The sequence below is a fragment of the Azohydromonas aeria genome, from assembly GCF_009760915.1.
Lineage (GTDB): Bacteria > Pseudomonadota > Gammaproteobacteria > Burkholderiales > Burkholderiaceae_C > Azohydromonas > Azohydromonas aeria.
The window spans coordinates 68,789-92,019 of sequence record NZ_VIDQ01000008.1 but is presented as its reverse complement, the minus strand read 5'-3'; the positions used below and the strand labels follow the sequence as shown (position 1 = coordinate 92,019).

Genomic DNA, 23,231 nt, shown 5'->3' with positions numbered 1-23,231 from the left:
ACTTTCCGCTTCAGCGCCGATTTGTTCCGGATTGCGGGCGCTCAACAAATGCAGCTAAAGAGGGACGCCCAGCACCCGGTGTCCGCTTTGCAGCGACGCCGGGTTTTTTGCTTTTGGGGGACGCTTCATCCATGGGTTCGATCGGGCACGTCACGCCGCAGCGCATGCACTTCGCGCAGCCGCTGCCGCTCAAGAGCGGCGCGCGGCTGGCCGACTACACGCTGACCTACGAGACCTACGGCACGCTCAACGCCGCGCGCAGCAACGCCGTGCTGGTGTGCCATGCGCTCAATGCCAGCCACCACGTGGCCGGCACCTACGCCGGGCAGGAGAAGAGCGAGGGCTGGTGGGACAACCTGGTCGGCCCCGGCAAGCCGCTGGACACCAACCGCTTCTTCGTCATCGGCGTCAACAACCCCGGCTCCTGCTTCGGCTCCACCGGCCCGAAGGACATCAACCCCGCCACCGGCCAGCCCTATGGCGCCGACTTCCCCGTGGTGACGGTGGAGGACTGGGTCGATGCGCAGGCGCGGCTGCTCGACGGCCTGGGCATCGAGCGGCTGGCGGCCGTGATCGGCGGCAGCCTGGGCGGCATGCAGGCGCTGTCCTGGACGCTGCAGTACCCGCAGCGCATGGGCCACGCGCTCGTGATCGCCAGCGCGCCGAACCTCTCCGCGCAGAACATCGCCTTCAACGAGGTGGCGCGGCGCGCCATCTGCACCGACCCCGAGTTCCACGGCGGCCATTTCTACGCGCACGGCGTGGTGCCGCAGCGGGGGCTGCGCGTGGCGCGGATGATCGGCCACATCACGTATTTGTCCGACGACTCGATGGAGGCCAAGTTCGGCCGCGCGCTGCGCGCCGCGGAGCTGGCCTACAGCACGCAGCAGATCGAGTTCCAGATCGAGAGCTACCTGCGCTACCAGGGCGACAAGTTCAGCGAGTACTTCGACGCCAACACGTACCTCTTGATCACGCGCGCGCTCGATTACTTCGACCCGGCGCGCGAGCACGGCGGCGACCTGTCCGCGGCGCTGGCCAAGGCGCGGGCGAAATTCCTGGTGGTGAGCTTCACCACCGACTGGCGCTTCTCGCCGCTGCGCTCGCGCGAGATCGTGCAGGCGCTGCTCGACAACGGCCGCGACGTGGCCTACGCCGAGATCGACGCCCCGCACGGCCATGACGCCTTCCTGCTGGAGGACCCACGCTACCACGGCGTGCTGCGCGCCTACTTCGAGCGCGTGGCGGCGGAGGTGGAAGCCACGCAGCCGGCTGTTCCGGCGCCTGCCGTGCACAAGGAGGCCGCATGAGCGACCGTCAGGCCATGAGGCAGATCGCCGAGCTGGTGCCGAAAGGCAGCCGGGTGCTGGACCTGGGCTGCGGCGACGGCGCGCTGCTGGCGCTGCTGCGCGACGAGCGCGGCTGCAGTGGCTACGGCGTGGAGATCGACGACGCCAAGGTGCTGAGCTGCGTCAAGCGCGGCGTCAACGTCATCCAGCGCAACCTGGACGACGGGCTGGGACTGTTCCGCGACGGCAGCTTCGACGTGGTGCTGCAGCTGGACACCTTGCAGCACCTGCGCAACACCGAGCAGCTGCTGCGCGAGACGGCGCGCGTGGGGCGCAGCGCGATCGTGAGCTTCCCGAACTTCGCGCACTGGCCGAACCGCTTCTCGGTGCTGCGCGGGCGCATGCCCGTGACCAAGACGCTGCCCTACCAGTGGTACGACACGCCCAACATCCGCGTCGGCACCTTCGCCGACTTCGAAGTGCTGGCCGGGCAGTGCGGGCTGCGGGTGCTGCAGTCCTTCGGGCTGCATGACGGGCGGCGCATCGACTCGTGGCCGAATTTGAGGGCGAGCACGGCGGTGTTTCGGCTGGAGCGGGGCTGACCGGCTGCGAGCCGGAGCGACCACGCCATCCCGCCATCGGCAGCAGTGGAAAAGGCGGCTCCTAGAATGGTTTGAACCCCTTCCGGAGCCCGCCATGAACGCCCCCGAACGCCTGCCTCTCCCCGACCCCCAAGCCCTGCGCGCCTTCGCCGACGAGGCCTGGAAGCAGCGCATCGAGCCCGCGCTGGTGGACTACATCCGGGTGCCGGCCAAGAGCCCGATGTTCGACAAGGACTGGGCCGCCCACGGCCACATCGACCGGGTGCTGGAGGACGCGGCGCGCTGGGTCGAATCCCGCCGCGTGCCGGGGCTCAAACTCGAAATCATCCGGCTGCCGGAGCGCACGCCGGTCATCTTTTTCGAAGTCGAAGCCACCGCGTCCGGCGGCTCCGGGCAGACGGTGCTGTTCTACGGGCACCTCGATAAACAGCCCGAGTTCACCGGCTGGCGCGCCGACCTCGGGCCCTGGACGCCGGTGGTCGAGGACGGCCTGCTCTACGGCCGCGGCGGCGCCGACGACGGCTACGCGGTCTATGCGGCGGTCAGCGCCATCGAGGCGCTGAAAGCGCAGGGCACGCCGCACCCGCGCTGCGTCGGGCTGATCGAGACCTGCGAGGAAAGCGGCTCCTTCGACCTGCCGGCCTACGTCGCGGCGCTGGGGCCGCGCCTGGGCGACGTGGGCCTGGTGGTGTGCCTGGATTCCGGCGCGGGCAACTACGACCAGCTCTGGCTCACTACCTCGCTGCGCGGCATGGTCAGCGGCGTATTGAAAGTGCAGATCCTCACCGAGGGCGTGCACTCGGGCGACGCCAGTGGCCTCGTGCCGTCGAGCTTCCGCATCCTGCGCCAGGTGCTGGACCGGCTGGAGGACGCGCGCACCGGCGCGCTGCTGCCGCCCGACTTCCACGTCGAGATCCCGGCCGAGCGCATCGCGCAGGCCCGGGCCACCGCTGCGGCGCTGGGCGACGAGGTCTGGAAGCGCTACCCCTGGGCCTGCGGCAACGACGGCACGCCGGCATTGCCGACCACCACCGACCCGGCCGAGGCGCTGCTCAACCGCACCTGGCGCCCGACGCTGTCCGTCACCGGCGTGGACGGCTTCCCGGAGCTGTCCCAGGCGGGCAACGTGCTGCGGCCCTACACGGCCTTCAAGCTGTCGCTGCGCCTGCCGCCGACGCTCGACGGCAACGCTGCCGCGCTGAAGCTGCAGCAGCTGCTGGAGGACAACGCGCCCTACAACGCCAAGGTGACGTTCCATGCCGACGGGCGCGCCGGCGCGCTGGGCGCCAACGGCTGGAATGCGCCTTCACTGACGCCGTGGCTGGCGACGGCGCTGGACGCGGCCTCGCAGGCGCACTACGGCGCACCCTGCGGCTACATCGGGCAGGGCGGCACGATCCCGTTCATGGGCATGCTGCAGGAGGGCTTCCCCAAGGCCCAGATGATGGTCTGCGGCGTGCTGGGCCCGAAGAGCAACGCCCACGGGCCCAACGAGTTCCTGCACCTGGACTACGCGCGCCGGCTCACCGCGGCGGTGGCGCAGGTGGTGGCGGCGATGCCGTGAGGCGGGCCTAGACGCTAGACGCCGGCCCACCGCACGATCTGCGCCGCCGGCATCGCGCCGCTGATGCGGGCCGTCTCGCGGCCCTGCTGCAGCTTCAGCAGCGTGGGGATGCTGCGCACCTGGAACTTCGCGGCGGTGCGCGGGTTGGCGTCGGTGTCCACCTTCACGAGCAAGGCCCGGCCTTTCAGTTCGCGCGCGGCCTGCTCGTAGGCCGGGGCCATGCCGCGGCAGGGGCCGCACCAGGGCGCCCACAGGTCCACGATCACCGGCAGCTCGGTGCGCGCCACCACGCTGTCGAAGTTGGCGTCGGTGAGCGCGAGCGGCTGGCCGTCGAGCAGCGGCTCGCCGCAGCGGCCGCACACCGGGTCCTGGCCCAGCCGGGCGCTGGGAATGCGGTTGAGCGCCGCGCAGTGCGGGCAGGCGACGTGGGTCGAGGCGGAGGTGTCCATCACCCGATGGTGGAGGCGGGAATCCCTCCTGCAAGGGTTTGCCCCTGCACCGGAACAGCGTCGGCACGGCACCGGCGGTGGGAATATTCGCCCGCCCTGGCCCGTACACCCTTCACAAGTGGACGCACCCGACAACTTCCGCCAGCTGCTGCTGGCCGCCATTCCGCGGCTGCGTCGCTACGCGCGCTCCCTGGTGTACGACACCGGGCGCGCCGACGACCTGGTGCAGAGCACGCTGGAGCGCGCGCTGGCGCACTGGCACCAGTTCGACGAGCGGCGCGACCTGCTGGTGTGGCTGCTGTCGATCGCCCACAACGCGCATCACGACACGCTGCGCCGCGACGCGCGGCTGTCACTGCTGGAGCCCGAGCGCATGGACCAGGAACTCGACCGCCACGCCGGCACGCAGGAGCCCGACATCGGGCTGCGGCTGGACCTGCTGGCCGCGCTGCGCACGCTCACGCCCGAGCTGCGCGAGCCGCTGCTGCTGGTGGTGGTCGAGCAGCTCAGCTACGCCGAGACGGCGCAGGTGCTGGGCATCCCGGCCGGCACGGTGATGTCGCGCATCAGCCGCGCACGCCTGTTGCTGCGCCGGGCCCTGGGCGACGGCAAACCGCCGGCGCGCGCGCCGCACCTGCGCCGCGTGATCTGAAGCCAGAAAAAACGACGACACGGCACGAGGGAGCATGGACGCCGACCGCATCGATGACGAACTGCTGAGCGCCTGGCTCGACGACGAGCTCGACCCCGAGCCGCGCGCGCGCGTCGAGCAGTGGCTGCGCGAGCATCCCGAGGACGCCGAGCGCGTGCGCCTCTGGGCGGCCGACCGCGACGCGCTGCGCGCGCGCTTCGACCCGGTGCTCGCCGAAGCCGTGCCGGCCGGCATGCGCCGGCTGCTGCACCCGCGCCCGCTGGCGCAGCGGCCCTGGGCGCGTGCCGCCGCCGTGCTGCTGCTCGTCGCCGGCGGCGCGGTGCTGGGCGCGGGCGCCATGTGGCGCTGGCAGGAGCCGCTGGCGCAGCGCTTCGCGCACGAGCCGCCCTGGGTGCGGCGCGCGGCGGTGGCGCACGCCGTCTATGCCCCCGAGCAGCGCCACCCGGTGGAAGTGCGCGCGGGTGAGGAGCACCTCGCGCGCTGGCTCACCCGGCGCACCACGCTGCCGGTGAAGCTGTTCGACCTGCAGGCCCAGGGCTTCAGCCTGGTGGGCGGGCGGCTGCTGCCCGACGCCGCGGGCCCCAGCGCGCAACTGATGTACGAGGACGCCGAGAAGCGCCGCGTCACCGTCTACCTGCGCAAGCCCGAGGCCGGCACCCCGGCCGCGTTCCGCTTCGAGCGCCAGGGCGAGCTCAACATGTTCTATTGGGTCGAGAGCGGCTGCGGCTACGCGCTGGTCGGCCCGCTGCCGCGCGAGCGGATGCTGGCGCTGGCCCTGGAGATCCACCGGCAGCAGACGGCGCAGGCCAGTCAAGCCACGCCGGGCAGCTGAATTCCGCACATGCCACGGCCGTGGCGCTGGCGCCGCACCAGGAGGTGATTGCTACACTGCGTCAGCCGTGTAAGTAAGTGTTTTGATGCTGACGCAGCGCGGCACAGCCTGTTCCCGCCGGGAGACGCCATGCCGACGCACGACGACGTGCAGCACACCTACCCGCTGACACCGCTGCAGGAGGGCCTGCTCATCGGGCAGGCGCGCGCGCCCGACGCGCCCGCCTGCGTCGGTCAGCTCGACCTCGTGCTCGAAGGCACGCTCGACATCGCCGCGCTGCGCGGCGCCTTCGCGGCGCTGGTGGCCCGGCACGACGCGCTGCGCACCGTCTTCAGCTTCCGCTCCTTCGGCCCGCCGTGCCAGGTGGTGCTCCGGTCCCGGGAAACGCCCGTGGAGCACCTGGACCTGGGCGCCGCGCCGGCGCCGGACGAGGCCGCGGCGCAGGCGGCGGTGGAGGCCTTCAAGGCGCGGGACCGCGCGCGCGGCTTCGACATCGGCGCCGGCCCGCTGCTGCGCCTGGCGCTGCTGCGCTTGGCGCCCGACCGGCACCGCCTGGTGCTGACGTATCACCGCCTCGTCCTGGACAACGGTTGCCTGGTGCCGCTGTTCGGGGACCTGTTCGCCGCGTACGCGCAACTGCGCGCCGACCCGCGGGCCGACCCGCGGGCCGACATCGTCGGGCGCGAGCCGGTGCCGTGCGGCCCGTACCTCGCCTGGCTGGGCCGGCAGGACCGGGCCCAGGCCCACGCCCACTGGAGCCGCGCCTTGCGCGACTGCACGCAGGAGGCGGGCGTGCCGTATTTCGACCTGCCGCACGCCGGCGCCGTCGAGGTTGCCGAGCACCGCTTCTCGCTGGGTCCGCCGCTGAGCCGCGCGCTGCAGGCGCTGGCGCGCGAGCAGGGCCTGGGCAGCGAGGCGCTGTTCCTGGCCGCCTGGGGCGTGCTGCTGCAGAAGGTCAACGCCAGCCGCGACGTGGTGTTCGGCACCGTGGTGCCGGGGCGGCCCGCGGCGCTGCCGGGCGTGGAGCGCATGGTGGGGCCGTTCGTCAACACCCAGCCGCTGCGCGTGCGCAGCGATGCGCAGGAGCCCTTCATCGAGGTCGCGCGCCGGGTGCAGCGCGACACGGCCGCGGCCGGCGCCTTCGCGTACTACCCGCTGACGGCGGTACAGGCGGCCTCGCCGCTCAAGGACCGGCTCGTCAACCACGTGGTGAGCTTCGAGGGAATGCCGCTGGCGCAGCGGCTGCGCGCGCTCACGCCCGAAGGCAGCGCGCCGCGCGTGGCCAACGCGCACCTGTGCCAGGCCGCCGGGCACGACTTCCACGTCGTCGTGCACCTGGGCGAGGAGGTGCGCGTGAGCTTCGTGCACGACGCCGCGCGCCACGCGCCGGCGATGGTGCAGGGCCTGGGGCGCAGCCTGCTGCAGCTGCTGCAGGAGATCCTGTCCATGCCGCAGGCGGCCGTGGGCACGCTGGGCATCTGCGCGCCGCCCGAAGCGCGGCGCGTGCTGCAGGACTTCAACGCCACGCAGCGCGACTACCCGGCGCAGTCGGGCCTGGTGGCGCTGTTCGAGCAAGCCGCGGCGGCACATGCGGCGTCGGTGGCGGTGCGCGAGGGCGAGCAGGCGCTGGACTACGCGGCGCTGCGCCGCGCCGCGCGCCGCTGCGCGCTGCGGCTGCGCGCGCTGGGCGTGCGCCCGGGCGACCGCGTGGCGCTGCTGGCGCCGCGCGGCGCGGCGCTGGTGGCGGCGATGCTGGGCACGCTCTACTGCGGCGCGGCGTACCTGCCGCTGGATGCGCATGCCTCGGCCGCGCGGCTGCGCGTGATGGTGCAGGACGCCGGCGCGCGCGTGCTGTGCCTGCACCCGGACAGCGCGGCGCAGGCGCCCGAAGGGCCGGCGCTGCTGCGGCTCGACGCGGCGCTGCTGCACGGCGGCGATGCCGCGCTCGACGCCGCGGCCGAGGCCCTGGAGCCCGCGCCGGCGTCGCCGCAGCAGGTGGCCTGCGTCATGGCCACTTCCGGCGCCACCGGCACGCCCAAGGGCTGCATGGTCACGCACCGCAACGTGGTGCGGCTGGTGTGCGGAGCCGACTGCGTCGAGCTCGGCCCGGACCAGCGCATCCTGCAGACCGGCGCACCGTCCTTCGGCGCCAGCGCCTTCGAGGTCTGGGGCGCGCTGCTGCACGGCGCCGAGCTGTGCGTGGTGGACGAGGCGGTGCTGCTGGACGCGCCGCTGCTGCGCGCGGCGCTGCAGCGCCACCGCATCACCGGGCTGTGGCTGAGCACGGCGCTGTTCCACCAGCTGTGCGAAGCCGACCCCGCGCTGTTCGCGGGGCTGCGGTGGCTGCTCGTGGGCGGCGACGTGCTCTCGCCGCGGCACGCCGCCCGCGTGCGCGCGGCCTGCCCGCAACTGCACCTGGTCAACGCCTACGGCCCGATGGAGAACACCACCTTCTCCACCGCGCAGCCGATCGAGCGCGCCTGCGCCGGGCGCATCCCGATCGGGCGGCCGGTCCCCAACACCACCGCCTACGTGCTCGACGACCAGGGCGCGCTGCTGCCGCCGGGAGCCTGGGGCGAGCTGGTGGTGGGCGGCGACGGCGTCACGCTGGGCTACCTGAACCGCCCCGAGCTCACGCGCGAGCGCTTCCTCTTCGACCCCTTCGGAGGCAGCGGCGGGCGGCTGGTCCGCACCGGCGACATCGCGCGCTGGCTGCCCGACGGCAGCCTGGACCTGCGCGGGCGCAGTGAGCGGCAGCTCAAGGTGCGGGGCCTGCGCATCGAGCCCGCGCGGATCGAGGCCGCGCTGGCGGCGCACCCGGCCGTGCGCGAGGTGGTGGTGGTGGCGCACGACGGCCCGGGCGGGCAGCAGCTGCATGCCTTCTGGACCGGCACGGCCGAGGTCGAGCCGCAGGCGCTGCGCGCGCAGCTCGGCGCGCTGCCCCCGCACATGGTGCCGGCCACCTTCACGCGGCTGGAGCGCATGCCGCTGACGCGCAACGGCAAGCTCGACCGCGCCGCGCTGCCCGTGGCGCAGAGCCTGGCGCAGCGCTCGCGGGCCGCGGGCGCGGCGGTGTCGGCGGCCCTGGCGGCGGGGCCGCGCGGCGTGCTGGAGCAGCGCATCGCGGCCATTTGCCGCGAGGTGCTGGGCCATGGCGCCCTCGGACCGCACGACGACTTCTTCGAGGCCGGTGCCGACTCGCTGCGCCTCATCGCCCTGGGCCAGCGGCTGCGCGAGGCCCTGGCCCGCGACATCCCGCTGGCGCTGCCGTTCGAGCACCCGGGCATCGCGCGGCTGGCCGCGGTGCTGGCTGCCGAGCCGGCCGCGGCACCCGCGCCGCGGGCCGTCGCCCTGTGACCCTTCAAAATGACGCTTTCTGAATAAATCCTGATCAGAGGGGAAAACAAATGGCGACGTTCAAGATGTACGACACGCTGGGCACCGGCGTGAACATGAGCGATGAGGAAAGCTCCCTGCTCGATATTGACCTGCTGGACGTGGACGACAATCCCAGAATAAGCAGGATTGACGGCGACACGGTCAGGATTTCATTTTCCATGGCTGACGGCGCCATAAGGGTCAAAGCGGTCGTGACCGAGCTGAATTATTTCACCATGAGGATGGATTCAATATCCATTGCCAATTCGAAATCCAAGCCAATGCTGGAAGCTTCGGATTTGAACCTCATTTTCGACGACAACGGCAATTTTCCCGACCTCACGTCGTCGCTGTCCATGCTGTCGGGCAACGACCGGATCACGGGCAACAACTACGCAGACATGCTGCTGTCGAGTACCGGCAACGACACCCTCGACGGCATGGGCGGCAACGACGTGCTGGACGGCGGCGATGGCCGGGACTCCCTCGTCGGCGGCGCCGGCGCCGACACGATGCTCGGCGGCAGCGGTGACGACACCTATGTCGTGGACAACGCCGGTGACCGGGTGGTTGAAACCCAGTCCCAATACAGCTCCACCGACGCTGGCGGCACGGACCTGGTGCAAAGCAGCGTGTCCTTCAACCTGGCGGCCCAGGCCGGCGTGTCCTTCGTCGAAAACCTGACCCTCACCGGCACCGCCGCCGTCAATGCCACCGGCAATGCCCTGGCCAACGTGCTCACGGGCAACAAGGCGGCCAATGTCCTCAATGGCGGCGCCGGCGCGGATACGCTCATCGGCGGCGAGGGCAACGACGTTTACGTGGTGGACCATGCGCGGGACGATATTCGCGAAACTTCCACCAACGGCAAGGAAATCGACACCGTGCAGTCCAGCCTGTCCTGGACCCTGGGCGCCAATCTCGAAAAGCTCGTGCTCACCGGCAGCGCGAACCTCAACGGCAGCGGCAATGCCGCGGCCAATACCCTCACCGGCAATGCCGGCGCCAACGTGCTCGACGGCGGCGCGGGCAAGGACACGCTGGCGGGCGGCGCGGGCAACGACACGCTCGTGGGCGGCGCGGGCACGGACCGCCTGGCCGGCGAGGGCGGCAAGGATGTCTTCCGCTTCGCCGCCTGGACCGACCTGGGCCTGGGCTCGTCGCGCGATGCCATCGTCGATTTCGTGCCGGGGCAGGACCTGATCGACCTGTCGCTGCTCGACGCCAAGCCAGCCCTGGCCGGCAACCAGGCCTTCACCCTGGTGAGTGGCAGCGCCTTCGGCACGGCGCCGGGCCAGCTGACCTACGCCAACGGCGTGATTTCCTTCAACACCGACACCGACAAGGCCGCCGAGTTCGAGCTCCAGCTCGTCGGCACGGTGCCCAAGACGCTGGCGGCCGGCGACTTCGTGCTGTAAGGACCCACGGCAGCGGCCGGTGCGCGCCGAAGCGCGCCGGCCGCCATGCCCGGCTGCGCCGGGGCGGCTGCCTAGAATCCCTTGATGCCTTCCTCCCCCGCCGCCGCCGTGGCGCGCACGCCGGCGCAGCGCGCGGCCGCCGTCCACCGCTTCCTCGCTGTCACGCTGCTGGGCTTCGCCTCGGGGCTGCCGCTGGCGCTCACCGGCCAGGCGATGCAGGCCTGGCTCTCGGCCGAGGGCCTGGACCTGGCCACTATCGGCTTCCTCAGCCTGGTGGGCCTGCCCTACACCTTCAAGTTCCTGTGGGCGCCGCTGATGGACCGCTTCGAGCCGCCGGGCCTGGGGCGCCGGCGCGGCTGGCTGGTGCTGACGCAGCTGCTGCTGGCCGGCGCGCTGCTGCTGATGGCAGCCACGCCGCCGGCGGGCGCCACGCGCGCCTTCGCGCTGCTGGCGGTGGCGGTGGCGTTCCTGTCGGCCTCGCAGGACGTGGTCATCGACGCCTACCGCACCGACCTGCTGCCCGCGCGCGAGCGCGGCCTGGGGTCCTCGCTCAACGTCATGGGCTACCGGCTGGCCATGATCCTCTCCGGCGGCGTGGCCCTGATCTGGACCGACCCGGCCCAGGGCGGCGCCTTCACCTGGCCCGGCGTGTACCGCCTGATGGCGATGCTGATGGTCGGCGCGGCCGTCGTCTCCGCCGTGCTGCTGCCGCGGCTGCCGCGTGCCGAGGCGCCGCGCACGGTGGCGCGGCACGACGTGACCGGCTTCCTGGCCGTCATGGCCGCCGTGGCGGTCGGGTACCTGCTCAGCGACCGTTTCGCCCTGCCGCTGGCGCAGGCGCTGCTCTCGCCGCTGTGGAGCGGCAGCACCCTGGCGCCGGCGCTGCAGGTGAAATGGACCGAGCTGCTGGCGCTGATGCTGGGCATCGCCTTCACGCTGCCGCTGGCGGCCTGGGCGGCGCGGGCGGCGAAGTTCGAGACGCTGCTGGCCGGGCTACGCAGCTACTTCAGCCAGCGCGGCGCCGGCGCCTTCCTCGCCTTCATCGTGCTCTACAAGCTGGGCGACGCCTTCGCCGGCTCGCTGCTGACGCCGTTCCTGCTGAAAGCCATGGCCTTCAGCCCGGCGGAGGTGGGCGTGGTCAACAAGCTCATCGGGCTGTGGCTGACCATCCTCGGCGCGCTCGTGGGCGGGGCGCTGATGCTCAAGCTGGGGCTGTGGCGCTCGCTGCTGCTGTTCGGCCTCTTGCAGATGGCCAGCAACCTGGGCTTCTGGTGGCTGGCGGTGTCGGGCAAGGGCGTGATCCCGGGCCTGACCGTGCCGGCCTTCGACTGGGGTTTCCTGAAGCTGGCGCAGCCCACGGCGGTGGACGGCGGGCTGCTGCTGGTCATCGCGGGGGAGAACCTCTCCGGCGGCATGGGCACGGCCGCCTTCGTGGCCTTCCTGATGAGCCTGTGCAACCAGCGCTTCACGGCCACGCAGTACGCGCTGCTGAGCGCCTTCGCCGCGGTGGGCCGAGTCTGGGTGGGGCCGCTGGCCGGGGTGCTGGCCGAGTCGATCGGCTGGCCGACCTTCTTCATCGTCTCCACGCTGGCGGCGCTGCCGGCGCTGGCGATGCTGTGGGCGCTGCGCGCGAGCGTGCGGGCGCTGGAAGTCGATCCGGACGCGCCGGCGGCCGCCGACGATTGAGCCCGGCCTGCCCGTGATTCACTTGCAACGGTTGTCAACAGCCCCCAATTCGCGTCAGCCGGGCACGGACCCTGCCCGTTGCACGCCATTCCAACGAACCATGGCCGCCCCCTGACGCGGCCCGAGGACGACGCCATGAGCACCGACGCCTTCCGCACCGATGCCGAGATCGCCACTTCCCTGCCCGGGCTGCACGCCGGCTGCGAGTGCTGCGGCGTGAACCGCTCGCGGCGCCTGTTCACCGGCCTGCTGCTGGGCAGTGCGCTGCTGCCGGCCTGTGCGCAGGGCGTGCGCGAGGAAGTGGGCTCGGAGTCCACCTTCTCGAAGCTGGTGCCGGCCGAGGAGGTGGAGGCGGCCGCGGCGCAGCAGTACAAGCAGCTGCTGTCGGAAGCCGCGCGGCAGCGCGCGCTGGCGCCGGAATCGAATCCGCAGCTGCAGCGGCTGCGCTACATCGCGCAGCGCATCGTGCCCTTCGCCGACGACTGGAACCGGCGCGCGCGGCAGTGGCGCTGGGAGGTGAACCTGATCGGCAGCAAGGAGCTCAACGCCTTCTGCATGCCCGGGGGCAAGATCGCCTTCTACTACGGCATCCTGCAGCAGCTGCAGCTCAGCGACGACGAGGTCGCGACCATCATGGGCCACGAGGTGGCGCACGCGCTGCGCGAGCACGCGCGCGAGCGCATGGGCAAGTCGGCCGCGACGCAGATCGGCGCGGGCGTGCTGTCCTCGGTGCTGGGCCTCGGAAACCTGGGCAACCAGGTGCTGGGCATGGGCAGCCAGCTGCTGACGCTGAAGTTCAGCCGCGAGGACGAGTCCGAGGCCGACATCGTGGGCATGGAGCTGGCGGCGCGCGCGGGCTACGACCCGGCCGCCGGCGTGAGCCTGTGGAAGAAGATGATGGCCGTCAGCCAGGGCGAGCCGCTGGCCTTCATGTCCACGCACCCCACGGGCAGCGCGCGCATCCGCGACATCGAGGCGCGGCTACCGCGGGTGCAGCCGCTGTACGCGCAGGCCCCGAAGCCGACGCGGCAGTTCGGGCCGCCGGCGCCGCGCTGACGGCGCCTGGCCTCAGGTGCCGCGCACGTAGGGGTTGAACCGGCGCTCCTGGCCGAAGCTGCTTTCCGGCCCGTGTCCGGGGATGAACACCGTGTCGTCGCCCATGGGCCACAGCCGCTGCGTGATGCTGGCAATCAGCTGGTCGTGGTTGCCCTGCGGGAAGTCGGTGCGGCCGATGCTGCCGGCGAACAGCACGTCGCCCACGAAGCAGCGCTTGATCTCCGCCGCGTGGAACACGACGTGGCCCGGGGTGTGTCCGGGGCAATGGCGCACCGACACCTTGCTGTTTCCGAGCTGCACCTCGTCGCCGTCCTCCAGCCAGCGCGTGGGCGTGAACTGCTCGGCCGGCGGGAAGCCGAACATGCGGCTCTGCTGCGGCAGGCCGTCGATCCAGAACTGGTCGCCGCGGTGCGGGCCGACGATGGGCAGCCCCTCTTCGCGCGCGAGCTGCCCGGCGCCGCCGGCATGGTCGATGTGCGCATGCGTCAGCCACAGCGCCACGAGCTTCAACTTCCGCTCCTGCACCGCGGCGCGCAGCAGGCCGATCTCGCCGCCGGCGTCGATGAGCACGGCCTCTTTGGTCTGGTCGCACCACAGCAGCGAGCAGTTCTGCTGGAAGGGCGTGACGGGGATGGTGTGGTAACAAAGCATGGCCGCCATTGTGGCGGGCACGAGGCGGGCACCGCGCCTGCCGCTGGAGCAGCGATGCCGTCCCATCCGGAACAAGTCCCCGACAAATGCCATGACCGCCGCGCCGCGGCGCCGTGGACCGCGCCGGCGCTGGCCGTGGCGGCGCTGCTGGCCGGCTGCGCCGGCGGCGAGACGCAGCCCACCGCCACCTGGCCGCGCCCGCAGGACAGCCGCGCGCTGCTGCTGCAGCTGCTGCCCGGCAACCTGCCCGACCGCGCCGGCTGGGCCACCGACGTCTATGCCGCCTTCTCGGCGCTGCAGATCCCGCCCACGGCCGCCAACTTCTGCGCCGCGTTGGGCGTGATCGAGCAGGAATCGGGCTTCAAGGCCGACCCGCCGGTGCCCAACCTGGGCGCGATCGCGCGCAAGGAGATCGACGAGCGCGCGGGCCGCGTGGGCGTGCCCTCGCTGCTGGTGTCGGCGGCGCTGCAGCTGCCCTCGTCGGACGGGCGCAGCTACGCCGAGCGCATCGACCAGGCGCGCACCGAGCGCCAGCTCAGCGAGACCTTCGAGGACCTGATCGAGCGCGTGCCGCTGGGCCAGCGCCTGTTCGGCAAGCTCAACCCGGTGCGCACCGGCGGGCCGATGCAGGTCAGCGTCGCCTGGGCCGAGGCGCATGCGCAGGGCTATCCGTACCCGCTCGACGGCGGCGTGCGCCAGGCGGTGTTCAGCCGCCGCGGCGGCCTGTACTTCGGCATCGCGCACCTGCTCGACTACGCCGCGCCCTACGAGCGGCCGATCTACCGCTTCGCCGACTTCAACGCCGGGCGCTGGGCCAGCCGCAACGCGGCCTTTCAGGCGGCATTGAGCGCCGCCTCGGGCATCCCGCTCACGCCCGACGGCGATCTACTTCGCGGCGACGGCCAGCGCGGCGCGACCGAATCGGCCGCGCTGGCGCTGGCGCCGCGGCTGGGGCTGTCGGAATCCGAGGCGCGGCGCGCGCTGGAGCAGGGCACCACAGCCGGCTTCGAGCGCAGCGCGCTGCACCGCAAGGTGTTCGAGCTGGCCGAGCGCAACGAGCGCCGCACCCTGCCGCGCGCGGTGGTGCCCGACATCGCGCTGAGCGGCCCCAAGATCAGCCGCCCCCTGAGCACGCGCTGGTTCGCCGAGCGCGTGCAGCAGCGCTGGCAGCGCTGCATGGCGCGCGCGCCTTCGTCCCCATCATCCACCACGACCTCATCCCCGGAGCCCTGACCCATGCCTGCCGCCAACCCGACCCCGCTGCAGACCATCGAGATCGAGACCGGCACCGACCCGGGCGCCAGCCTGATCGTGCTGCACGGCCTGGGCGCCGACGGGCACGACTTCGAGCCGCTGGCGCAGGAGATGGACCTGTCCGGCCTCGGCCCCGTGCGCTGGATCTTTCCGCACGCGCCGGTGCGGGCGGTGACCATCAACGGCGGCTACCACATGCGCGCCTGGTACGACCTGCTGGGCACCGAGCTGGTCCGGCGCGAGGACGAGCCGGGGCTGCGCGCCTCGCTGCAGCAGGTGCTGGCGCTGGTGGCGCGCGAGCGCGCGCGCGGCGTGGCGGCGCGGCGCATCCTGCTGGCGGGCTTCTCGCAGGGCTGCGCCATGGCGCTGCTGGCGGCGCTGCGCTGCGAGGAGCGGCTCGCGGGCGTGGCGGGGCTGTCGGGCTACCTGCCGCTGGCCAACCTGACCGCCGCGGAGCGGCATGGCGCCAATGCGGACCTGCCGGTGTTCCTGGCCCACGGCCGGCAGGACCCGGTGGTGCCCATGGCCGCCGGCGTGGTGTCGCGCGACCTGCTCAAGGCGCTGGGGCACGAGGTGGAGTGGCACGACTACCCGATCGGGCACACGGTCAGCGTGGAGGAGCTGGAGGCGCTGCGGGAGTGGATGCTGGGGGTGCTGGCGGGGTGAGGGGCAGGATGTCTACAAAAAACTAAGTAAAGTTATCCTGTTCAGCATAGACTACCCTATCAATTGATAGCTTCGTCTTGCGGAGAGACCGTGGACCCCGTCAGAAACCCATTCGCGCCAGGCGCAGGCAGCCAACCGCCAGAGCTTTCCGGCCGGGAGTCCATTCTTGAAGAGGCACAAATCGCCATTCAGCGTGCCCTGATCGGCAAGCCCAGTAGATCGCAAATGCTGCTCGGTTTGCGGGGTGTAGGAAAAACCGTTCTTTTGAACAAGATTGAAGAGATAGCCGAGCGCTCGGGCCACATAACTTCGTTCATTGAAGCGCCAGAAGGCAAGCCGCTGAGTGAACTGCTGGTTCCCAAAATCAACCAAGCACTCCGCAAATTTTCACTGGCTGAACAAGCAAAGGTCAAGACTCATCAGGCACTGCGCGCGCTGCGCTCATTTGCGTCTGTTTTCAAAATATCTTACGGAGATGTTTCCTTATCGGTAGATCCAGAAGTTGGTGTGGCTGATAGCGGAGATATTGAAAATGACCTGCCCGAATTGTTTGTTCGTGTCGGAGAAGCAGCCAAAGCTGCCGGCAAAGCCTGGACATTGCTCATTGATGAGGTTCAGTATTTGCGCGAGAGCGACTTGGCAGCGCTCATAGTGGCCCTGCACAAGATTAGTCAAAAGGATTTGCCGGTATTATTTTTCGGTGCGGGATTGCCTCAGGTTGCAGCTTTGTCAGGTGACGCCAAGTCTTATGCCGAGCGACTTTTTCATTACCCAGCGGTCGGTCCTCTGCTGAGCGACGACGCGAAGAGCGCCATCAGACAACCCATCGAAAGTGAGGGCGAGAAGATCAGTGATGAGGCACTGGAAGAAATTCTGCTGAAGACCCAAGGCTACCCTTATTTCCTCCAGGAATGGGGCTACCAGTGTTGGAACATTGCACAAGGCCCTCAAATCGAATTTGAGGATGCGTCACAAGCAGCCCGGGCGGCGACACGACGCTTGGACGACGGCTTCTTCAAAGTGCGGTTTGACCGGCTCACTCCAAAAGAGCGCGAGTACGTGATTGCCATGGCTCAACTGGGCCCTGGCCCTTATCGGTCATCAGACGTTGCGACCGCATTGAATGAAACACATCAGAGCCTGGGGCCTCGTCGGGCTCAAATCATCAGCAAAGGAATGATTTACAGTCCTTCGCATGGCGACATTGCCTTCACGGTCCCAATGTTCAATGAATACTTGATTCGCAACTACGTCAACAAGGCGAAAAAGGCCTAGCGCCGGGGCGAAAAGCACTTTTCCGGTACTTGGTCGCTCGGCCGTCAAAGCGCCCAGCCGTAATCGACCGTCAACGGCGCATGGTCCGAGAACCGCGACGCCTTGTGCACCGACGCCGCATGCGCGCTGTGCGCGATCTCCGGCGTCGCCACCTGGTAGTCCAGCCGCCAGCCCACGTTCTTGGCCCAGGCCTGGCCGCGGTTGCTCCACCACGTGTAGCACTCCTCGCCGGCCTCGGGATGCAGGCGGCGGTACACGTCCACCAGGCCCATTTCCTCGCTGACCATGCGCGAGAACCAGGCGCGCTCCTCGGGCAGGAAGCCGCTGTTCTTCTGGTTGCCGCGCCAGTTCTTGAGGTCGAGGGCCTGGTGCGCGATGTTGAAGTCGCCCATCAGGATGAACTCGCGCCCGGCGGCACGCAGGGCGGCCAGGTGGTGCCAGAAGCGGTCCAGGAAGCGGAACTTCGCCGCCTGCCGCTCCTCGCCGCTGGAGCCGCTGGGGAAGTAGGCGCTGATCAGGCTGAGCTTGCGCGCGCTGGTGTCGAAGCGCAGCTCGACATAGCGCCCTTCCGGGTCGAACTCCTCGCAGCCGAAGCCGGTGATCACGGCCGAGGGGTCGCGCTTCGTGTAGAGGCCCACGCCCGAGTAGCCCTTCTTCACGGCGAAGTGGAAATGGCCTTCGAGGCCGGCGACGCGCTTGAAGCGGTCCACCACGTCGGCCTCCTGGGCGCGCACTTCCTGCACCCCCATAAAATCCGCGCCGGCCGCCTCGGCCCACGCCTCGAAACCCTTGGTAGCCGCGGAGCGGATGCCGTTGAGGTTGAGCGTCACTACCCTGAAACCCATCGCAGTACCTGCCTCAATTCCGTATGAACGACACGAACCACTCCCCCAATGCGTCGCTGGCCGAGGACTTCGTGAAGTTCTCGGTCGATGCCGGCGTGCTGCGCTTCGGGGAGTTCAAGACCAAGGCCGGGCGGCTGTCGCCTTACTTCTTCAACGCCGGCCTGTTCGACGACGGCGCCAAGCTCGGCCGTCTGGCGGAATTCTATGCACGCCGCCTGGTGGACTCGGGGCTGCAGTTCGACATGCTGTTCGGCCCGGCCTACAAGGGCATCACGCTGGCCGCGGCCGTGTCGGTGGAACTGGCGCGGCTGGGCCACAACAAGCCCTATGCCTACAACCGAAAGGAAGCCAAGGACCACGGCGAGGGCGGCACCCTGGTGGGCGCGCCGGTGCGCGGGCGCGTGCTGATCATCGACGACGTGATCTCCGCCGGCACCTCGGTGCGCGAGTCCATCGCCATGATCCGCGCCGCCGGCGCCGAGCCCTGCGGCGTGACGATCGCGCTGGACCGCCAGGAAAAGGCCACCGAGAACGGCGCCGACGTGGACTGGTCCGCCGTGCAGTACGTGCGCGACAGGCTGGGGCTGGAGGTCGTCGCCATCGCCTCGCTGTCCGACCTGATGTCCTTCCTCGACCACGCCGCCGACCCGGCGCTGGCGCAGTTCCGGGAGCCGGTGGCGGCGTACCGGGCGCGCTACGGGGTTTGACGAGGATCGAGTGAAGTTGCCGGACTCTTGTCCCGTTCGGACTGAGGTATCGAAGGCCGAATCCGAAGGCTCAAACGGCGGCATCACGGCGGGGGCCGTTCATCCTTCGATACCTCAGGACGAACGGAATACCTCACTGGCACCCACCATGAAAAACAGCCCGCTGCGCGGGCTGTTTTCGTTGAAGGGCAGGGCGCTCAGCCCTGCAGCTTCTTCTTCAGCAGCTCGCCCGCGAGCCCCGGATTGGCCTTGCCCTTGCTGGCCTTCATGACCTGTCCCACCAGGGCATTGAAAGCCTTGTCCTTGCCGGCGCGGAACTCGGCCACGGACTTCTCGTTGGCCGCCAGCACCTGCTCGACGATGGCCTCCAGCGCGCCGGTGTCGCTCATCTGCTTCAGGCCCTTGGCCTCGATCAGCGCATCGACGTCGGCCGACTCGCCGGCCCACAGCGCGTCGAACACCTGCCGCGCGCCGTTGTTGGAGATGGTGCCGTCACTGATGCGCGTGATGAGCGCGCCCAGCGTCTGCGGCTTCACCGGCACGGCCTCGATGGACGAGCCGTCGGCATTGAGCCGCTTGCTGATCTCGCCCATCAGCCAGTTCGCCACCAGCTTCGGCTGCCTGCACGCGTCGCGCGCGGCCTCGTAGTAGGCGGCAAAGGCCAGGCTCTGCGTGACCATGCCGGCGTCATAAGGCGGCAGGCCGTCCTGCTGCTGAAAACGGTCGGCCATGGCCTGCGGCAGCTCGGGCATCTCGGCCTTGACGCGCTCGACCCACGCCGGCTCGATCACCAGCGGCGGCAGGTCAGGGTCGGGGAAGTAGCGGTAGTCGTGCGCGTCTTCCTTGCTGCGCATGGCGCGCGTCTCGCCGCTGTCGGGGTCGAACAGCACGGTGGCCTGCTCGATGGCCAGGCCGTCCTCGATCTGCTCGATCTGCCACTGCACCTCGTAGTCGATGGCCTGCTGCAGGAAGCGGAAGGAGTTGAGGTTCTTGATCTCGCGCCGCGTGCCAAACGGCGCGCCGGGCCGGCGCACCGAAACGTTGGCATCGCAACGGAAGGAGCCTTCCTGCATGTTGCCGTCGCAGATGCCCAGCCAGACGACGAGCGCGTGCAGCGCGCGGGCATAGCCCACGGCTTCGAGGCTGCTGCGCATCTCGGGCTCGGAGACGATCTCCAGCAGCGGCGTGCCGGCGCGGTTCAGGTCGATGCCGGTGAGGCCGTGGTAGTCCTCGTGCAGGCTCTTGCCCGCGTCCTCTTCCAGGTGCGCGCGCGTGAGGTTGACGCGCTTCTTCTGCTCGCCGACCAGGAACTCGATCACGCCGCCCTGCACGACGGGAATCTCGTACTGGCTGATCTGGTAGCCCTTGGGCAGGTCCGGATAGAAGTAGTTCTTGCGCGCGAAGATCGACTGCCGCGCCACCTTGGCGCCCACCGCCAGGCCGAAGCGGATGGCGCGCTCGACCGCGCCGCGGTTCGGGACCGGCAGCGTGCCGGGCAGCGCCAGGTCCACGGGGCTGGCCTGGGTGTTGGGCGCCGCGCCGAAGGCGGTGGAGGCGCCGCTGAAGATCTTGCTGGCGGTGGAGAGCTGGGCGTGCGTCTCCAGGCCGATGACGACTTCGTAGCCGCGAATGAGTTGGGGCGTGCTCATGAATGTCTGCTTCAGAAGCCGGCGGGCGCGCGCAGGTGGTGGTCGGTGGCCTGCTGGAAGGCATGGGCCGCGTGCAGCAGCTGGCCTTCGGCGAAGTAGTTGCCGATGAGCTGCAGGCCCACGGGCATGTTGGCCTCGCCGAAGCCGGCCGGGATGCTCATGCCGGGCAGGCCGGCCAGGCTCGCGGGCAGCGTGAAGATGTCGGCCAGGTACGCCGCCACCGGATCGTCGCCCTTGGCACCCAGCTGCCACGCCACGCTCGGCGCCACCGGCCCGGCGATCACGTCGCAGTCCTTGAAGCACTGCTGGAAATCGTCGGCGATCATGCGGCGCAGCTTCTGCGCCTGCAGGTAGTAGGCGTCGTAGTAGCCGTGCGAGAGCACGTAGGTGCCGATCATGATGCGGCGCTTGACCTCGTCGCCGAAGCCCTGCGCGCGCGTCTTCTTGTACATGTCCACCAGGTCGCCGTAGCTCTCGGCGCGGTGCCCGTAGCGCACGCCGTCGTAGCGCTGCAGGTTCGAGCTGGCCTCGGCCGGGGCGATGATGTAGTACACGGGAATGGACAGCTCGGTGCGCGGCAGGCTCACCTCGACCAGCGTCGCGCCCAGTTTTTCGAGCTCGGCCAGCGCGGCACGCACGGCGCCGTTCACGTCCGCGGCCAGCGCCGCCGGGAAGAACTCCTTGGGCAGGCCCACGCGCAAGCCCTGCAGCGGCTTGGCCGCCGTGGCGCCCTCGCGGGCCTGGAGCATCTGGGCGTGGTAGTCCTCCGTGGGGCGGTCGGCGCTGGTGGCGTCGCGCTCGTCGAAGCCGGTCATGGCCGACAGCAGCAGCGCGCAGTCCTCGGCGGAGCGGGCCATCGGGCCGGCCTGGTCCAGGCTGGAGGCGAAGGCGATCATCCCGTAGCGCGAGCAGCGGCCGTAGGTCGGCTTGATGCCGGTGATGCCGCTGAAGCTCGCGGGCTGGCGGATCGAGCCGCCGGTGTCGGTGCCGGTGGCCGCGGGCAGCAGCCGCGCCGCCACGGCGGCGGCCGAGCCGCCGGAGCTGCCGCCGGGCACGCGCGCGCGGTCCCAGGGGTTGAGCACCGGCCCGTACGCCGAGTTCTCGTTGGCCGAGCCCATGGCGAACTCGTCGCAGTTGAGCTTGCCCAGGCTCACCATGCCGGCCTGCGAGAGCTTCGCCACCACCGTGGCGTCGAAGGGGCTGCGGTAGCCCTGGAGCATCTTCGAGCCGGCGGTGGTGGGCGCCGCGGCGGTCACGAAAATGTCCTTGTGCGCGATCGGCACGCCGGTCAGGGCCGTGGCGTCGCCCGCTGCGCGGCGCGCGTCGGCGGCCTGCGCGGCGGCCAGGGCGCCCTCGGCGTCCACGTGCACGAAGGCGCCGAGCTGTTCGTGCGCGGCAACCCGTGCAAGGAGGTGTTGCGTGATTTCGGCGCTGGAGACTTCGCCGGCGGCCAGGGCGCGCGACAGCGCGGCCACGCCCAGCGCGTGCAATTCAGGAGTGCTGCTGCTCATTCGATCACCTGCGGCACGAGGAACAGACCGTCCTCGACGGCGGGGGCGCTGCGCTGGTTGAGCGCGCGCTGGTCGGTCTCGCTGACGCGGTCCTCGCGCAGGCGCAGCTGCACCTCGGCAAGGGCCGACAGCGGCGTGTACAGGGGCTCGACGCCGCTGGTGTCGACCGCGCGCATCTGTTCGACGATGGAGAAGAAGCCGTTGAGCTGCTGAAGCATCGCGGCCTGCTCGTCGGCCTGCAGTTCGAGGCGGGCGAGGTGGGCGATGCGGCTCACGTCCGTGGGGCTGAGGGCCATGGCAATAGTGCTCGGGGTTCGGGCTTTTGCAGGCCTGCCGCGCGGCGGCGGCCCGGGGGGATCGGGTATTATCGCCCGTTACCCAGGACCCTCCGGGGTGGCCGGCAAGGCAGCCGGCAAGGCGCGCGGCCGAGGCTGTTCCCGCTGCGCGCAGGCTGCCCGACGCTGGTTGCGCCGGCGGGTTTTTCCATGCAGGACGGACTTTTTATGGTTGCGCAGGAGAGTCGGCCTCTCGCGAAGGCCCCCTTGCGCCGCGGCTCCGAGCCGCTCGACCCGCAGCCCCTGATGTGAAGAATTCCGGCCTTCGCCCGCCGCGCCCGCAGCGCACTGCAACCCTGACGCCCCGAGCCCGCGTGCGAAGCCCCGCCAGACCCTGACCCACCATGTTCGAAACCTTCCGGCGCTACTTCTCGACCGACCTGGCCATCGACCTCGGGACCGCCAACACCCTCATCTACGTCCGCGACAAGGGCATCGTGCTCGACGAGCCCTCGGTGGTGGCGATCCGCCACGAGGGCGGCCCCAACGGCAAGAAGACGATCCAGGCCGTGGGCGCCGAGGCCAAGGCGATGCTGGGCAAGGTGCCGGGCAACATCGACGCCATCCGCCCCATGAAGGACGGCGTCATCGCCGACTTCACCGTCACCGAGCAGATGCTCAAGCAGTTCATCAAGATGGTGCATCCGCGCTCGGTGCTCAAGCCCAGCCCGCGCATCATCATCTGCGTGCCCTGCGGCTCGACCCAGGTCGAGCGCCGCGCCATCCGCGAATCCGCCCTGGGCGCCGGCGCCTCCGAGGTCTACCTGATCGAGGAGCCCATGGCCGCGGCGATCGGCGCCGGGCTGCCGGTGTCCGAGGCTTCCGGCTCGATGGTGGTGGACATCGGCGGCGGCACGACCGAGGTCGGCGTCATCTCCCTGGGCGGCATGGTCTACAAGGGCAGCGTGCGCGTGGGCGGCGACAAGTTCGACGAGGCCATCATCAACTACATCCGCCGCAACTACGGCATGTTGATCGGCGAGCCCACGGCCGAGAGCATCAAGAAGAACATCGGCAGCGCCTTTCCCGGCTCCGAGGTCAAGGAGATCGAGGTCAAGGGCCGCAACCTCAGCGAGGGCGTGCCGCGCAGCTTCACGATCAGCTCCAACGAGATCCTCGAAGCCCTCACCGACCCGCTCAACAACATCGTCTCCAGCGTCAAGAACGCGCTGGAGCAGACCCCGCCGGAGCTGGGCGCCGACATCGCCGAGCGCGGCATGATGCTCACCGGCGGCGGCGCGCTGCTGCGCGACCTCGACCGGCTCCTGGCCGAGGAGACCGGGCTGCCCGTGCTCGTGGCCGAGGACCCGCTGACCTGCGTCGTGCGCGGCTGCGGCATGGCCCTGGAGCGCATGGAGCGCCTGGGCAGCATCTTCACTTCCGAATAAGCGGCGCCTCGCCGCGCGCCGGTC

At 70.4% G+C, this 23,231-nt stretch carries 20 protein-coding genes; 14 read left to right on the top strand and 6 right to left on the bottom strand.

The features are described 5' to 3' along the window. Nucleotides 1–131 precede the first annotated feature (131 nt). The 3 genes from metX (at nucleotide 132) to FJ694_RS07070 (ending at nucleotide 3,455) form a co-directional block, all read left to right on the top strand. Entirely contained in the window at nucleotides 132–1,310 is a 1,179-nt protein-coding gene (gene metX / locus FJ694_RS07080; RefSeq protein ID WP_157265416.1) for a homoserine O-succinyltransferase MetX, read from the top strand. Beyond that, a complete protein-coding gene (gene metW, locus FJ694_RS07075; RefSeq protein WP_157265415.1) occupies nucleotides 1,307–1,891 on the top strand; it encodes a methionine biosynthesis protein MetW in 585 nt (194 codons plus the stop codon). The genes metX and metW overlap by 4 nt, the downstream gene beginning before the upstream one ends. A gap of 94 nt (nucleotides 1,892–1,985) precedes the next feature. Next, entirely contained in the window at nucleotides 1,986–3,455 is a 1,470-nt protein-coding gene (locus tag FJ694_RS07070; protein ID WP_157265414.1) for a M20/M25/M40 family metallo-hydrolase, read from the top strand. A gap of 14 nt (nucleotides 3,456–3,469) precedes the next feature. On the opposite strand, the gene trxC is transcribed toward FJ694_RS07070, so the two are convergent. Then, nucleotides 3,470–3,904, bottom strand: coding sequence for a thioredoxin TrxC (gene trxC / locus FJ694_RS07065; RefSeq protein ID WP_157265413.1), 435 nt, complete (start codon nucleotides 3,902–3,904; stop codon nucleotides 3,470–3,472). Nucleotides 3,905–4,022: 118 nt separating this feature from the next. Between trxC and FJ694_RS07060 the strand changes: the two genes are divergently transcribed. The 6 genes from FJ694_RS07060 (at nucleotide 4,023) to FJ694_RS07035 (ending at nucleotide 12,926) form a co-directional block, all read left to right on the top strand. Continuing rightward, complete coding sequence (locus tag FJ694_RS07060; protein ID WP_232539929.1) at nucleotides 4,023–4,556, top strand: RNA polymerase sigma factor; 534 nt, start codon at nucleotides 4,023–4,025, stop codon at nucleotides 4,554–4,556. Nucleotides 4,557–4,590: 34 nt separating this feature from the next. Then, on the top strand, nucleotides 4,591–5,388 hold the full coding sequence (locus FJ694_RS07055; protein ID WP_157265411.1) for an anti-sigma factor family protein: 798 nt from the start codon (nucleotides 4,591–4,593) through the stop codon (nucleotides 5,386–5,388). 129 nt (nucleotides 5,389–5,517) lie between these two features. Then, nucleotides 5,518–8,745, top strand: a complete 3,228-nt coding sequence (locus FJ694_RS07050) for a non-ribosomal peptide synthetase (protein ID WP_157265410.1) — start codon at nucleotides 5,518–5,520, stop codon at nucleotides 8,743–8,745. Between the two features lie 50 nt (nucleotides 8,746–8,795). After that, nucleotides 8,796–10,184 carry a calcium-binding protein gene (locus tag FJ694_RS07045; protein WP_157265409.1) on the top strand — a complete coding sequence of 463 codons (1,389 nt, stop codon included), beginning with the start codon at nucleotides 8,796–8,798 and terminating at the stop codon, nucleotides 10,182–10,184. Nucleotides 10,185–10,268: 84 nt separating this feature from the next. Then, on the top strand, nucleotides 10,269–11,870 hold the full coding sequence (locus FJ694_RS07040; RefSeq protein WP_157265408.1) for an AmpG family muropeptide MFS transporter: 1,602 nt from the start codon (nucleotides 10,269–10,271) through the stop codon (nucleotides 11,868–11,870). A gap of 135 nt (nucleotides 11,871–12,005) precedes the next feature. Next, nucleotides 12,006–12,926 (top strand): M48 family metallopeptidase, encoded by a 921-nt coding sequence (locus tag FJ694_RS07035; protein ID WP_157265407.1) that lies wholly within the window; start codon nucleotides 12,006–12,008, stop codon nucleotides 12,924–12,926. Between the two features lie 12 nt (nucleotides 12,927–12,938). Here the strand turns inward: FJ694_RS07035 and FJ694_RS07030 are convergent, their stop codons facing one another. Next, a complete protein-coding gene (locus FJ694_RS07030; RefSeq protein WP_157265406.1) occupies nucleotides 12,939–13,577 on the bottom strand; it encodes an MBL fold metallo-hydrolase in 639 nt (212 codons plus the stop codon). A gap of 54 nt (nucleotides 13,578–13,631) precedes the next feature. Here FJ694_RS07030 and FJ694_RS07025 point away from each other — a divergent pair, with 54 nt between their 5' ends. The 3 genes from FJ694_RS07025 to FJ694_RS07015 all read left to right on the top strand — a co-directional run bounded on the left by FJ694_RS07025 (nucleotide 13,632) and on the right by FJ694_RS07015 (nucleotide 16,772). After that, complete coding sequence (locus FJ694_RS07025; protein WP_157265405.1) at nucleotides 13,632–14,810, top strand: DUF1615 domain-containing protein; 1,179 nt, start codon at nucleotides 13,632–13,634, stop codon at nucleotides 14,808–14,810. A gap of 3 nt (nucleotides 14,811–14,813) precedes the next feature. Continuing rightward, a complete protein-coding gene (locus tag FJ694_RS07020; protein ID WP_157265404.1) occupies nucleotides 14,814–15,497 on the top strand; it encodes an alpha/beta hydrolase in 684 nt (227 codons plus the stop codon). A 90-nt stretch (nucleotides 15,498–15,587) separates the two neighbouring features. Continuing rightward, nucleotides 15,588–16,772, top strand: a complete 1,185-nt coding sequence (locus FJ694_RS07015; RefSeq protein WP_157265403.1) for an ATP-binding protein — start codon at nucleotides 15,588–15,590, stop codon at nucleotides 16,770–16,772. 44 nt (nucleotides 16,773–16,816) lie between these two features. On the opposite strand, the gene FJ694_RS07010 is transcribed toward FJ694_RS07015, so the two are convergent. Beyond that, nucleotides 16,817–17,617, bottom strand: coding sequence for an exodeoxyribonuclease III (locus FJ694_RS07010; RefSeq protein WP_157265402.1), 801 nt, complete (start codon nucleotides 17,615–17,617; stop codon nucleotides 16,817–16,819). A 23-nt stretch (nucleotides 17,618–17,640) separates the two neighbouring features. Between FJ694_RS07010 and pyrE the strand changes: the two genes are divergently transcribed. Beyond that, a complete protein-coding gene (gene pyrE, locus FJ694_RS07005) occupies nucleotides 17,641–18,324 on the top strand; it encodes an orotate phosphoribosyltransferase (RefSeq protein WP_157265401.1) in 684 nt (227 codons plus the stop codon). 197 nt (nucleotides 18,325–18,521) lie between these two features. Here pyrE and gatB read toward each other — a convergent pair whose 3' ends face one another. Genes gatB through gatC form a run of 3 tightly spaced genes read right to left on the bottom strand, consistent with a single transcriptional unit; the run spans nucleotide 18,522 to nucleotide 21,780 of the window. Then, nucleotides 18,522–19,973: an Asp-tRNA(Asn)/Glu-tRNA(Gln) amidotransferase subunit GatB gene (gatB, locus tag FJ694_RS07000; RefSeq protein WP_157265400.1), complete on the bottom strand. Its 1,452-nt coding sequence runs from the start codon at nucleotides 19,971–19,973 to the stop codon at nucleotides 18,522–18,524. A gap of 11 nt (nucleotides 19,974–19,984) precedes the next feature. Then, nucleotides 19,985–21,484 carry an Asp-tRNA(Asn)/Glu-tRNA(Gln) amidotransferase subunit GatA gene (gene gatA / locus FJ694_RS06995; protein ID WP_157265399.1) on the bottom strand — a complete coding sequence of 500 codons (1,500 nt, stop codon included), beginning with the start codon at nucleotides 21,482–21,484 and terminating at the stop codon, nucleotides 19,985–19,987. Beyond that, nucleotides 21,481–21,780 carry an Asp-tRNA(Asn)/Glu-tRNA(Gln) amidotransferase subunit GatC gene (gene gatC / locus FJ694_RS06990; RefSeq protein WP_157265398.1) on the bottom strand — a complete coding sequence of 100 codons (300 nt, stop codon included), beginning with the start codon at nucleotides 21,778–21,780 and terminating at the stop codon, nucleotides 21,481–21,483. Before gatC ends, gatA begins: the two co-directional genes overlap by 4 nt. Before the next feature lie 383 nt (nucleotides 21,781–22,163). Here gatC and FJ694_RS06985 point away from each other — a divergent pair, with 383 nt between their 5' ends. Beyond that, nucleotides 22,164–23,207: a rod shape-determining protein gene (locus FJ694_RS06985; protein ID WP_066330582.1), complete on the top strand. Its 1,044-nt coding sequence runs from the start codon at nucleotides 22,164–22,166 to the stop codon at nucleotides 23,205–23,207. Nucleotides 23,208–23,231: the final 24 nt, after the last annotated feature.